Origin of the sequence: Streptomyces sp. B1I3, assembly GCF_030816615.1 — a bacterium.
In the GTDB taxonomy this organism is placed as follows: Bacteria; Actinomycetota; Actinomycetes; order Streptomycetales; family Streptomycetaceae; genus Streptomyces.
Map to the genome: position 1 here is coordinate 352,052 of NZ_JAUSYD010000001.1, position 13,187 is coordinate 365,238.

Annotated in this window: 10 protein-coding genes; 5 read left to right on the forward strand and 5 right to left on the reverse strand. The window is 70.4% G+C overall.

Annotated features, from left to right (window positions below):
• Positions 1 to 198: 198 nt before the first annotated feature.
• On the reverse strand, positions 199 to 417 hold the full coding sequence (locus QFZ58_RS01650) for an MbtH family protein (protein WP_307123066.1): 219 nt from the start codon (positions 415 to 417) through the stop codon (positions 199 to 201).
• An 877-nt stretch (positions 418 to 1,294) separates the two neighbouring features.
• On the opposite strand from QFZ58_RS01650, the gene QFZ58_RS01655 reads away from it, so the two are divergent.
• The 5 genes from QFZ58_RS01655 to QFZ58_RS01675 all read left to right on the forward strand — a co-directional run bounded on the left by QFZ58_RS01655 (position 1,295) and on the right by QFZ58_RS01675 (position 8,275).
• Positions 1,295 to 1,420, forward strand: a complete 126-nt coding sequence (locus QFZ58_RS01655; protein ID WP_307123067.1) for a hypothetical protein — start codon at positions 1,295 to 1,297, stop codon at positions 1,418 to 1,420.
• 431 nt (positions 1,421 to 1,851) lie between these two features.
• Positions 1,852 to 3,333 (forward strand): family 43 glycosylhydrolase, encoded by a 1,482-nt coding sequence (locus tag QFZ58_RS01660; protein ID WP_307123068.1) that lies wholly within the window; start codon positions 1,852 to 1,854, stop codon positions 3,331 to 3,333.
• Positions 3,334 to 3,447: 114 nt separating this feature from the next.
• Positions 3,448 to 5,526 carry a DUF4139 domain-containing protein gene (locus QFZ58_RS01665; protein WP_307123069.1) on the forward strand — a complete coding sequence of 693 codons (2,079 nt, stop codon included), beginning with the start codon at positions 3,448 to 3,450 and terminating at the stop codon, positions 5,524 to 5,526.
• A gap of 8 nt (positions 5,527 to 5,534) precedes the next feature.
• Positions 5,535 to 7,094, forward strand: a complete 1,560-nt coding sequence (locus QFZ58_RS01670) for a mucoidy inhibitor MuiA family protein (RefSeq protein ID WP_307123070.1) — start codon at positions 5,535 to 5,537, stop codon at positions 7,092 to 7,094.
• Positions 7,095 to 7,231: 137 nt separating this feature from the next.
• Positions 7,232 to 8,275 carry a LacI family DNA-binding transcriptional regulator gene (locus QFZ58_RS01675; RefSeq protein ID WP_307123071.1) on the forward strand — a complete coding sequence of 348 codons (1,044 nt, stop codon included), beginning with the start codon at positions 7,232 to 7,234 and terminating at the stop codon, positions 8,273 to 8,275.
• A 116-nt stretch (positions 8,276 to 8,391) separates the two neighbouring features.
• Here QFZ58_RS01675 and QFZ58_RS01680 read toward each other — a convergent pair whose 3' ends face one another.
• The 4 genes from QFZ58_RS01680 to QFZ58_RS01695 form a co-directional block, all read right to left on the reverse strand.
• The gene (locus tag QFZ58_RS01680) at positions 8,392 to 9,432 is read right to left on the reverse strand and encodes a DUF1996 domain-containing protein (RefSeq protein ID WP_307128743.1); all 1,041 of its coding nucleotides are present in this window, start codon (positions 9,430 to 9,432) and stop codon (positions 8,392 to 8,394) included.
• A gap of 475 nt (positions 9,433 to 9,907) precedes the next feature.
• A complete protein-coding gene (locus QFZ58_RS01685; RefSeq protein WP_307123072.1) occupies positions 9,908 to 11,263 on the reverse strand; it encodes a GH1 family beta-glucosidase in 1,356 nt (451 codons plus the stop codon).
• 56 nt (positions 11,264 to 11,319) lie between these two features.
• Positions 11,320 to 12,159, reverse strand: a complete 840-nt coding sequence (locus tag QFZ58_RS01690; protein WP_307128744.1) for a carbohydrate ABC transporter permease — start codon at positions 12,157 to 12,159, stop codon at positions 11,320 to 11,322.
• Positions 12,160 to 12,187: 28 nt separating this feature from the next.
• Positions 12,188 to 13,183, reverse strand: coding sequence for a carbohydrate ABC transporter permease (locus QFZ58_RS01695; RefSeq protein ID WP_307123073.1), 996 nt, complete (start codon positions 13,181 to 13,183; stop codon positions 12,188 to 12,190).
• Positions 13,184 to 13,187: the final 4 nt, after the last annotated feature.

Sequence of the window (13,187 nt, forward strand, 5' to 3'; positions counted from 1 at the left end):
CGCGTCGAGGGTGGCCGCGAGGCAGCCGTGGGTGTCTTGTGGGCCATACGAAAGCCACATGAGCAGGTGTGAGCGAGGTGCGGCAATCACTCGCTCACACCTGATCGATTCCGCTCAGACACTAGCGGAATCGATCAGACTGCAGTGGCCTGGACATTGCTCGACCTGGGAAGGTACCTCGACGGCCCAGCCGTCGGCCTATCCGGCGTCCGCCTCCATCGCCCGCACCAGACCGGCGGGGCGCATGTCGGTCCAGGCGCCTTCGATCACGTCCAGACATTGCTGACGCGACCCTTCCGGTCCGTCTGCGCGCCAGCCGACCGGAACGTCGACATGCGCGGGCCACAGCGAATACTGGCCCTCGTCGTTCACCAGCACCAGGAACTGTCCCGACTCGTCATCGAAAGGATTGGTCACGGCTGTCCCCCCACCTGTTCTCACACTTTCCACGAGATGTTCATCCGTTATGCCTGGGCGTACCGCCGGTCGTTTCGCGACACGCGGCCGAGCCCCCCCGGCCCTGTAATCAATCCAGGGCTGACTCGACTTCACGCCCTCATCACATTAGAGGACCCGAGGCAGGGAAGGCGCATATTCGCCAGGTTACTCGCAAGTACTCGATCAGCCGCCACCGGACACACCCGTCCGGTGAATATGCCAGCCGGTCGTCTACGGAAATATTCAGCCACCCGATGTCCTTATAGTGCGGGTAGAACTTGGTATGCACCGCGCACTTTCGGAAAAACCTCAGGCGTGCGCCCGCGCACTCCGGTTACACCCAAAGATCACACCGAGCCCCCATGCGCCGGTTGCGCGCCCCCCTCGCCCGTCGACCCGGCAACCCCCCCGGATCCGCATATGGCCGAACCGAGCCGTGCAATCGCCGACCGGTCTGACATGGTGGGCCGCGACCGCTTCGCACACCGACGCGCCGGTTGCCGGCCCCGCAGTGACGTGTACGGCCGGAGGCCGACCACGTCGCGGCCGGAGTTCTGCCGGACGAGGAACCACGGCCCGTCCGGTGTCGGTACGGGAGCCCAGGCCTCGTCGGTCTCGGTGAGGCGGGACTCGTCGAGGACCAGGGAGGGCGGCCGTTCTCGTCCGTCACGCCGTTCTCGTCGTTCCTGGGTGGGAGGCTCGCTCGGCTTGTACGGCCGCCACACACGGGATGCCGCATGCTCCCTGGCGTCCCGGGTAGACGAGCGCCTGTTCACGGACGTGTGCACGGGAGGGGCGAGTGAGGGTGGGAAAGATGAGGCTTCTGCGGTTCAGATTCCGCCGCACGCTGTGCGGGATGACAGCTTTGAACGTGGCGTCGGTCCACCAGCGCCTGCCCCGGATGGGCCGCGCCCACAGCGCAGCCGGCGGCCGGGCAGCCGGGGCCGGGCACGGTCTGCACCCGACGCAACGAGGCGCGTGACCGGGCAGGGCAGGGGGGGCGTCGCGTATCCGGTGCCCCGGCCACCGACGACTTCCGGCAGAGTGCCGGACCCTCCCTGACCTTTCGTCCGGCGCTGCGCCCTGCGGGGAACCACTCACCACCGAGCACGAAGCGGCGAAGCCACCCTTCCTCGTCCACCCCCGGCTGTCAGCCGTCAGCCCCGACCATCGACACGGCACGCCGGCTCCGGACGACGGCCTGGTCTTCCGCGGCCCTCCGGCACCGTCGGGAGTTCGATCCGCACGGGCGACCAACCGCTGCCCGGGCCGGGGACCGCAACTCGGCCGTCTGCGACAGGCATTGACAGGGTGACTGCCCGTACCTAACGTGTCGGCCCGTCATTACATCGATGTAAAGCACGCACGTGTGGTCCCCGTCCCGCAACGGCCTCAGGCCCGGAAGGAACCCTCATGCCCGCGCAAGCGCCCCCTCGCGCCACAAGACACATCGGCATCCTCGTCACCGCACTCCTCGGGCTGGTCATGGGCCTGCTTCCCACCGTCACAGCCCCGGCCGCGGCGGCACCGGCAGCCTCGCCGTCACCGGTGGCAGCAGCCGCGGCGGGCACGTTCCGCAATCCGCTCAACTCCGGCCCCGACCCGTTCATGACCCACTGGAACGGCAACTACTACCTCACCACCACCCAGGGCGACAGCATCAGGATGTGGCGCTCGCCCTCCCTCGGCACCCTCGCCACCGCCGATCCCGTCACCGTGTGGACCGACTCCGACCCCTCCCGGAACCGCAACGTCTGGGCACCTGAGTTCTACCGCTTCGGCGACCGCTGGTACCTCTACTACACGGCGGACGACGGGGTCGACGACCACCACCGTCTGTACGTCCTGGAATCGGACCGCGACGACCCCACCGGCCCCTACCACTTCAAGGCGAAGCTCACCCCGCCGAACCACGCCGCCGACTTCGCCATCGACGCCGGCATCCTCCAGCTGGGCGGCCGCCTCTACCTCGCCTACAGCGGGATCAACCAGTACCAGCACAACGGCCTCAACATCGCCCCCATGTCCGACCCGTACACGGTGTCCGGGAACGCCGTCGCCATCGACGCCGCCGGCGGGTGCCCGGAAGTGCGCGAAGGCCCGGAGTTCCTCTACCGCAACGGCCGTGTGTGGATGACGTACTCCGCCTGCGACACGGGCAGACCCGACTACCAGGTCCGGATGATGTCGCTGCCGACCGGAGCCGACCCCCTCCTACCGGGCAACTGGTACCAGCACCCCGGTGCGGTGTTCTCACGGGCCGACGACCGAGGCGTCTTCGGGCCCGGCCACCATGCCTTCTTCCGTTCCCCCGACGGCACCGAGGACTGGATCGTCTACCACGCCAAGACCACGTCCGCCTACACCTACGGCAACCGCACCACCCGGGCGCAGAAGTTCACCTGGCGTGCCGACGGCACCCCCGACCTCGGCCGCCCGCTCGCCCTCGGCGCCACCCAGGACCTGCCCTCCGGCGACCCCGGCTCCGGCAACTACTGGATCAACGACGACGGCCGCTCCGGCGGACCGGGAGGCGTGACCTACAGCGGCGCCTGGAACTCCGGCACAGGTTGCGCGACCCAGTGCTTCTGGAGCGACGACCACTGGAGCGACCGTGCCGGAGCCACCGCCACGTTCTCCTTCACCGGCACCCGCATCACGCTGCTGTCCGTCAAGGACACGGGCAACGGCTATGCGGCCGTCAGTGTGGACGGCGGTCCGGAGCAGACGGTGGACCTCCACGGCTCCATCCGCGTCGGGGAGGCCGTGCAGTACAGCAGCCCGCGTCTCGGATACGGCAACCACACACTCCGCGTCCGCGTGACCGGTCAGCACAACTCCCAGGCCACGGGGTCCTTCGTGAGCGTCGACCGTGCCGAGGTCTACGTCGACTAGGACAGGACCCCGGGGCCTGCCGTACGGCAGGCCCCGGGCGGGCACGGAACTCCAGCCGCTCGGACCGGGTGTCCGGGCGTAGGCTTCGTTCGGCACGGACAGGGGGCGGGAGACATGACGGCCGAGGCAGTACCGAGGTGGGGTTCGACCCTCGATTCCGTAGTGGTGTACGAGCAGGGTGCGGTCTGCCGCCGCCTCGCCCGGGGCAGCGTGCCGCCGGACGGCAGGGTGCGGGTCGTGGGACTGCCCCGCTCCCTGGATCCCGGCTCGTTGCGGGCCCGCGTACTGGACGCCCCCGGAGTGCGCGTCAGCGAGGCGCGGGTGGAGGTGGAGGCGGATCCGCTCGGTGGTTCCACGCCCGACGGGTTGCGGCGCGAGGTCGAGCGGCTGCGCGACGGGCACGCGGCGGTGACGGCTCGCAGGGACCACCTGCTCAGCCTGATCGAGGAGGTCAGGGCTCTGCGCCCCGTCCCGCCGGCCCGCAGGCGTGAGGACGCGCACCGTCGCACCCCGGTCGACGCGTGGCTGGAGCTCGCCGGCTTCGTGGACGAGCGGCTGGCAGGGCTGCACACCCGCCTCGGCGGGGTGGAGGAGGAGTTGCGCCACGCCGGGCGCGCGCTCGACATCGCCGTGGACGAACTCGCCCGCGCCTCCACCGACGCGCCGTCGGCGCACGGGGGAACCACCGTCTCGGCCCTGGTGACCGTCGACGCCTCCGGCCCCGGCGCCCCGGCGGAGACGGGTGCGCCGCATGAGACGGAACTTGAACTGGAATACGGGGTGCCTGGCGCCGTGTGGGTGCCGGCCTATCGTCTCGCCTACCGCCAGGGGGAGAGCAGCGGCCGTCTGGTGCTGCGCGCCTCGGTCGCCCAGCGTAGCGGCGAGGACTGGACCGGCGTGTCCATCGCCCTGGCCACGGCCGACCTGCGCCGCGGCACCGGCCTGCCGAAGCTGCGCTCGCTGCGGATCGGGCGCCGTCAGCCCGCCTCCGTGCCCACCGGCTGGCGTGAGCCCCCGGCGGGTCTCGCCGACCTGTTCGCCGGGTACGACGCGGCGGGCCCTCGCCCCGCCACGGCCTCCGCGCCGGCAGTTGCCGGACCCGGGCCCCTTCCACCCCCGCCGCCCGCACCGCAGGGGTACGGCGGGCCCCCCGCCGCGCTCCCCGCGCCGGGCGGGGCCTCCCCGGAGCCCTACACCGGCCACACGCCTGCCGCCGCCCAGCCGGCCCGCGCACGTACGGGGGGCGGGCGGCCTCTCGGTGACGGGCCGTTCGCGGCCCCCGCCCCCTCGGCACCTGCGGCTCCGGGCCGAGCCGCACCGGAGGCGGTGGCCGGCCCACCGGAGCCGGCGGCCGGTCCGCCGCAGCCGAGCAACTCCGAACTCGACTACTCCTCACTCGTCCTGTGCGGTCCCGACGAGCAGGGCGGTCGCAGAGGCCGACTGTTCCCCGGCTCCGCCTTCGACCCGGTCGCCGCCGAACACCGGCGCCGCGCCGAGTCGGTGGCCGCGCTGCCGCTGCCCGGGCACGCCGTACGCCCCCGTGAGTCGGCGGGCTCCTTCGACCACCGTTTCGATGCCGCTGCCCGCACCGACGTCCCCTCGGACGGCACCTGGCACACCGTCACCGTCGGCGAGATCCTGGTCGGCACGCACACCGAGTACCTGTGCACACCGTCCGTGGAACAGACCGTGTACGCGACGTCGGTACTCTCCAACGCCACCGGCCAGGCCCTCCTCGCCGGGCCGGTGGAGGTCACCGTCGACGGCGACTTCCTGCTGACCACCGCACTGCCCACACTCGCCCCGGGCGGTGTCTGCCGGGTCGGGCTCGGACCTGCCGAAGGCGTCCGGGTCACCCGCCGTACGCACCTGCGCGAGTCCACCTCGGGTCTCCGCAACAACACCGCCGTGCTCGACCACCGCGTCCACGTGGAGCTGGCCAACCGGCTGGCCGGACCTGTCACCCTCGAGGTCCGCGAACGGGTGCCCGTCACCTCCGATCCGGACGTCCGGATCGAGGAGCGGGCCGACTGGACGGCACCCGAGGACGGTCCCGGGCCCGATCGCCATGTCCCGGGCACCCGCGTCTGGCGGGTTTCCCTGCCCTCCGGTGGCACCACCGTGCTCGACGGCGGCTACGAGATCCGCATGCCGGCCGGCAAGGCCCTCGTCGGCGGCAACCGCAGGAGCTGACTCCCACCATGACCACGGCCCCGAACCCGATCCCCCTCCCCGTCACCGCCGTCACCTGCCTCGAGGACCGCGCCCACGTCGAGCGTGCCGCCGTACTCGACCTGGAGGCGGGGGTCCAGCGTCTGCGTCTCGGCCCGGTCAGTGCGCTGGCCGTCGACCGGACACTGCACGCCGAACTGACCGCCGAACACCCGGCGGCCGTACTCGACGTGCGGATCGTCCGGAGCTGGACGCCACGCGGCCCGCTCCCGCACACCGACGACTCGGCCCTGCGCCGGCGGATACACACCCTCGAAGGGGAGCGACTCACCCTCGAGCAGCGGCGGGACCGGCTGCACACCCGGCGCGACCTCCTCGGCCGCCTCGCCGCCGATTTCCTGAGGGACATCGGCGACGGTGCCGGTCACGGAGAGACCGACAGGGCGCGCTGGGCCCGTGAACTGGACCGGATCGACGACGAGCGCGCCTCGTGCGGCGATCAACTACGCACTGTGGAGACCCGGTTGGCTGCCCTCGTCGAGGAACTGCGGGAGGCCGGGCAGGTCCTGCAGGCATCGGAGGAGGAGCCCGCCGAGCTCGTCGGCCATGTCGAACTGACCGTGGAGACCGCGGTCGCCGGGCGAGTCGGCCTGCATCTGAGCCACCTCACCTCGTGTGCGCTGTGGCGGCCCGCCTACCGTGCCGTGCTCGACGGGGACCTCCTGACGCTGGAGACCGACGCGATGGTCTGGCAGCGCACCGGAGAGGACTGGCCGGACGTACGGCTGACGCTGTCGACGGCGCGCTCGGCGCTCGCCACCGACCCGCCGCACCTGAGCGAGGACCGGCTGACGCTCACGGACCGCTCCGCCGCGGAACGCCGTACGGTCGACGTCGAGTTGCGAGAGGAGGAGGTCGGGAGCCTCGGCCCGGCCCCCGTCCTCGGTCTGCCGGGCGTGGACGACGGCGGAGAGGCGCGGGTACTGCGGTCCCCTGCGCGGGTCTCCGTACCCGGTGACGGCCGCGCGCACCGCGTCCCGCTGTCCACGTTCACCACGGTCGCGCGCAGTGAGTACGCCTGCTCGCCCGAACTGTCTCCCCTGGTCACCAGGGTGGTGCGGGGCGACAATCTGGCCGGCCACGCATTGCTCGCCGGGCCCGTGGACCTGATCCGCGACAGTGGCTTCGGCGGCCGTGGCACGCTGGACTTCACTGCCCCCGGCGCCTGCGTCGAGCTCGCTTTCGGCAGCTGTGACGACCACAGGGTGGTACGTCGTGCCGAGGAGTCCCGCGACTCCTCCGGGCTCACGCAGCGGACCCTCGTCACCCGCACGATCCACCTGCACCTGTCCCGGTTCAGTGCGCCCGCGGAGCAGGACGACCGGGTGGTCGTCCTGCGGGAACGGCTCCCGGTCTCCGAAGTCTCCTCGGTGGAGGTACGTCTGCGGCGGGAGTCCTGCCTGCCCGCTCCCGATGCGGTCGACGAGGAAGGCATCGTCCGCTGGGACGTCACGCTTCCGCCCGACGGCCACCGCACGGTCACCCTCGTCTACGAGCTGTCGGCGAGCGCCAAAGTGACCGGCCTCTGAATTCCACGGTCCGCCGTGACGAACCGCGGGGGCCGGTCCGACCTGTGCGGCTCAACGACCGCATACGGGACCGAGGTGCGGGCCGAGGGCGGGAGAGCGCTCTACCGGTTCGCTGGGGACCCGATAGGGTGCGGAGCATGACCAGACAACCGCCGACCCTGGAGGACGTCGCACGGGAGGCGGGTGTCTCGCGCGCCACCGTCTCCCGCGTCATCAATGGCATCCGGAACGTCGACCCCGCCATCCAGGAGGTGGTGCGCAACGCGATCGAGCGAACGGGCTACACCCCCAACAGCGCCGCACGCTCGCTGGTGACCCGACGGGCCGAGACCATCGCCCTGGTCGTCTCCGGCGCGGGCGACAACGACTCCGAGAGCGAACGGACCGCCTTCGCGACCCGCGTGTTCGCGGACCCCTTCTTCGGACGGGTGGTCGACGGTGTCATCACGTTCCTGCGCCCGCGATCGATGCATCCCGTCCTCATGTTCGCGGAGTCGGAGGCGGCCCGGCGGGAGGTGCTGGCCTATCTGCGGCAGGGCCGGGCGGACGGTGCGCTGATCTTCTCCACACACGCCGAGGATCCGCTGCCGGCGCTCCTGGCGGCGGAGAGCCTGCACTGCGTGTTGTTCGCACGACCCGCCACGGCCGCCCCGGTCAGTTATGTCGACCTCGCCCACCAGGACGGTGGGCGACTGGCCGCCGAGCACCTGCTGGCCCGCGGCTGCCGGCGCATCGCCACCGTCACCGGACCGCTGGATCTGCCCGCCGCCCAGGACCGGCTCACCGGCTTCCGCGACGCCATGGCGCGGCACGGTCACCCGTACGTCCCTATCGCCGAGGGCGGCTTCACGCTCGACAGCGGGGCGGCAGCCACGGCCCGCCTGCTGACCGAACACCCCCGCATCGACGGGGTGTTCGCAGCCAATGACCTGATGGCGCAGGGCGCATGCCAGGTACTGCGGGAACAGGGCAGGCGGATACCGCAGGACGTGGCGGTCGTCGGTTTCGACGACTCCGTCACCGCAAGCGCATGCCGGCCGCGGCTGACCACGATCCGCCAGCCGATGGAGGACATGGCGGCCACGATGGCGCGCATCCTCCAGGAACACATCGAGGGGGCCCGCACCGAGCCCACCTCGGTGATCTTCGAGCCGCAGCTGGTGGTGCGCGAGTCGGCGTAGGCGCCGCCCCGTGGAAGTGGCTCGCCGCGAGTCCGGCGGCAGAGCCGACGGGGCCCGCACCGCGCGCCGTCGGGGCGCGCGGAACGGGCCGATGAGCGGATGGCAGGCAGGGCAGGTCAGGGCAGCCGGTAGTCGGCGCCCAGAGCCGCGCCCTCCCCGGGGTGGTTCTGGTCGTACCCACGGGCGTCGCACTGCAGGCCCCCGACGATGCAGTGGCCGACGAGTGCCTGGAGCGTCGGCTCGTTCCAGGCGTTGAAGAAGTCGTAGTGGAACGAGTACCCGCGTCCGCTGGCCAGCCTGACCTGCGACATGTCACCGTCCACGGGCCACGCCATCTTGAACTCGATCATGGGAAGCGCCACAGGGTGACTCGTCGGGCAGACGTTGTTGTTGGTGCCCGGCTTCACGAGGGGGTAGGCCATGTGACTCTGGTGGGTCGGCGTGTCGAGGTACCGTCCGTCCCAGCAACTCGGCGCCTGCATGCGCAGGTTGAGCTGGGATCCGGTCGGGCAGTTCTGCGGGAAGTCGACGTTCTTGAAGCTCTCCCCGCACTCCCAGCCCTCCACCCAGCCCGGATGGTTACGGAAGTCCTGGGCGCTCTGCATGGGGTTGGCGACGACGAAGCGCAGGCCCTTGGGGAAGGGCCGCACGCTGGTGTAGTCGGTGACACCGGCCTTGTAGTAGATGACCTGCGGACCGCTCGGCAGGATCTTCTTGTCACCCTTGTAGAGGGAGGGCATCCAGTACGCCGAGGAGTCACCGGGCGCCTTGCACGTGGTGTTGCCGCCGTACAGCGAGGAACTGGTGCTGCTCGCGTTCGTCGCCGTGTTGCCCATGAACGTGTGGTCGTGGGACATGCCGGACTGCGCCGGGTAGACGATCGGGTCGTCGGGCGCGGTGTGGGTCACCGCACAGTTCGCCTGGAACTCGTGGAAGTAGCGGGGCGCCGGCTCCCGGTCGGACGGCTGCACGCCCGTGACGGGCGGGTTCGCCGGAATGTAGCCGTCACCGTCCACGTCGTCGCCGGAGGGCATCAGTGACGCGGCCATGGTGTGCCCGGCGTGCGCGACGCTCGCCGTGACGGTGGCCGAGCCCGGGTCGGCGGCAGCGGTGATCGTGCCGACGCCGAAGACCGTGGTGACGAACGCCGTACAGATGAGTAAGGCGGAGAAGCTTTCTGGAGCGCTGTTTCATGTGAGACCTCGTCGAAGGAGTGGGGGCCTGCCCCGCCGCCGGGTGATACGGCGGGGACATATGGGAGAGCGCTCTCCCGCTGCGCGTGCGGAGCCCCCACGGCGAAGGGCTCCGCACTCCGATCAGTTCCGGCCATCACCCCGGAGGGGTGAGTGGCACCGAGGCACCGAGGCACCGACCGGAGTGCTGCACTGCGGGCGGCCCTCCCAGCCGCACGTAGCGGCACGACAGACGGGAGAGCGCTCTCCAGTGAGAGTGGCGCGTAGTCGTGAGCCTGTCAATGCTTCCGGAGACGCCTGCGGGCATCTCCTCCCACGGACGGCGGCGTCGCCGGGGTCCCCACGCGGTCACGGTGCCCGACGACACGGCACCCGACGACCACAGCCCCTGTCACAGGCAGCGCGGCCTGTGACAGGGGCTGGGCTCCACGGGCTGCTGTCAGGCGTGGACCTGACGGTGCGCACGGATGATGTCGGCGTACCGGTGACCGCTGCTCTTGATGGTGCGTGTCTGCGTCGGGTAGTCGACGTGGACGAGGCCGAAACGCTTGTCGTAGCCGTAGGCCCACTCGAAGTTGTCCAGCAACGACCATGCGTAGTAGCCCGCCAGGGGCACCCCCTTGCGCACGGCGCGGGCACACGCTGCCAGGTGCTGCTCCAGGTAGCGGGTCCGCTCGGGGTCGTCCACGGCGCCGTCGGGGCCTACGGTGTCGGGGAAGGCGGAGCCGTTCTCGGTGACGTAGAGGCGGCGTACGCCGTAGTCCTCCGTCAGCCGCATGAGCAGCGTTTCCAGGCCGCCGGCGTCGATCTGCCAGTCCATGCCCGTGCGCCGGACGTCGGGCAGGCGGACCTCCCGTGCCTGCGGGGTGGGACCTTCGGGGTCGTCGGCGACGGTGACCGGGAAGTAGTAGTTGAGGCCGTGCCAGTCCAGGGGGGTGGCCATGGTCTCCAGGTCGCCCGCACGCTCGGGCAGTTCGACTCCGTACAGCTCGCGCATGTCCGCGGGGAAGCCGCGGCCGTATACGGGGTCGAGCCACCAGCGGTTGGTGTGGCCGTCCATCCGGACGGCTGCAGCGAGGTCCTCGGGGCTGGAGGAGGCCGCCTCCACCGTGGAGTGGTTGGTCACGAGGCCGACCTGGGCTCCGGGAACGGCTGCGCGGATCGCCTGCGTGGCCAGTCCGTGGCCGAGCAGCAGATGGTAGGAGGCCCGGACCGCCGCGGTGAGGTCGGTCAGGCCGGGGGCCATCCGGCCCTCCAGGTGCCCGATCCATCCGGAGCACAGTGGTTCGTTCAGGGTGGCCCACCGGGTGACCCGGTCTCCCAGGCGTTCGGCGACGACGGCCGCGTACGCGGCGAGGTGTTCGGCCGTGTCACGCACCGTCCACCCGCCCCGGTCCTGCAGGGCCTGGGGCAGATCCCAGTGGTAGAGGGTGATGTTGGGGGTGATGCCCGCGTCCAGGAGACCGTCCACCAGCCGGTCGTAGAAGTCGAGCCCCGGGCCGTTGGCCGGCCCGTCGCCGCCCGGCACAATGCGTGGCCAGGCCGTCGACATGCGGTACGAGTCGGCGCCCAGCCGCTTCATCAGTGAGATGTCCTCCGGCCACCGGTGGTAGTGGTCGCAGGCCTCGTCGCCGTGGTCGCCGTTCTCCACCTTCCCCGGGGTGTGGGAGAAGGTGTCCCAGATCGAAGGGGATCGGCCGTCCTCGGTGACGCCGCCCTCGATCTGGTACGCGGCCGTGGCCGTTCCCCAGACGAAGTCAGGGGGAAAGGCGGCGAGGTCTATCGATTCGGACACAAGGTACCTCACAGGACTCGAGCAGGTGGGAAAGGTCAAGCGGTCGGTGGGCGCGGCTACTTGACGGCGCCGGCGGTGAGACCGGTGACGAGGTAGCGCTGGAGGAGCAGGAACCCGGCGACGACGGGCAGGCTCACCACGAGGGAGGCCGCCATGATCTGGTTCCAGTACACGTCGTTCTGCGTGGAGTAGCCCTGCAGGCCGACGGCGAGGGTGCGGGTGGTGTCGTTGGTCATGACGGAGGCGAAGAGGACCTCGCCCCAGGCCGTCATGAACGCGTACACGGCGACGGCGACGATGCCGGGGATCGCCGCGGGCACGATGACCCGGAACAGCGCGCCGAGCGGGCCGCAGCCGTCCACCTTGGCCGCCTCGTCCAGGTCCCTGGGCACCGAGTCGAAGTATCCGATCAGCATCCAGATGGAGAAGGGGAGGGAGAAGGTGAGGTACGTGAGGATGAGGCCGCCCCGCGACCCGAACAGCGCGATACCGGTGGCGTTGCCGATGTTCACGTAGATGAGGAAGAGCGGCAGGAGGAACAGGATGCCGGGGAACATCTGCGTCGAGAGGACGGTCACCGTGAACACGCGCTTGCCGCGGAAGTTGTAGCGGCTGACGGCATAGGCCGCGAACACCGCGATCACCACGGAGCAGACGGTCGCCGTCCCGGCGACGACCAGCGAGTTCATGAAGTAGTCGGCGAGAGGGACCGTGTCCCAGATGTCGAAGTAGGGACTGATCGTCAGGCCCGAGGGGATCCACTGGAACTTGCCGGACACGTCCTCCAGCGGCTTGAGGGAGCTGGTGACCATGACGAACACCGGCAGGACGACGAAGACGGTGAGAAGCGTCAGGAAGATCCGCCGCACCCACAGGAACGACTGTGGGGGCGCCATCGGGGAGCGGGCTTCGCGCTGGGCTGTCCTAGGCATCGGTGGCCTTCTTTCCTCGGGACGTGAACAGGAGGTAGAGGCCGGTCACGACGAGCAGGAACAGGAGCAGCAGTACCGACATCGCCGACCCCGTGCCGAAGTTCCAGGTCTGGAACGAGGACTGGTAGATGTGGAGGGAGATCAGGTCCGCCGACTCCGGTGCCGCCTTGCCGAACAGGACGAAGGGGGTGTTGAAGTCGTTGAAGGTCCACAGGAACAGCACGAGTACGAGGACCTGGTTGACGGGGCGCAGCGACGGCAGGGTGATGCGGCGTATCTGCTGCCAGACCCCGGCGCCGTCCAGGGCCGCCGCTTCGTAGATGTCCCGGGGGATGTTCTGGAGGCCGGCCATCATGATGAGGAAGGCGAAGGGCCAGCCCTTCCACACCGAGACGACCAGCAGCGTGACGAAGGCGTTGTCGCCGATGAGCCAGAACGGCGGGCTGTCGGTGAGGCCAAGCTGGTCGTGGATGACGTGGTTGATGATGCCGTTGTCGCGCTGGAACATGAACGCCCAGGTGATGACGGCAGCGTAGACGGGAAGGGCGTACGGCACGAGGAAGAGCGTGCGCAGGAAGCCTCTGCCGCGGAAGTTCTCCTGCATGAAGACCGCGGCGGCGGTGCCGATGAACCAGCACAGCCCCACCGACAGCGCGGTGAACAGGCAGGTGGTCAGGAACGACCGCACCAGCGCCTCGCCCACCGGGGCGTCGAAGTCGATCGAGACGGCGTAGTTGTCGAAACCGGCCCACGGCGCGGTGGCCCAGTCCCGGATGTAGAACTGGGTGAGCTGCCGGAAGCTGACGACGATGCCGATGATCATCGGCACCAGGTGGACCAGCAGCTCGAGGAGCAGGGCGGGGAGCAGCAGCAGGTACGGCAGGCCGATCTTGCGCAGCCGCCCGGAGCGGCGTCTGCGCGGCGCCGCTCCGGGGTTGTTCTTCTCTGCTGTCCGCTCGCCGGGGACGGGGGCGGCGGTTGTGGTCATGGTG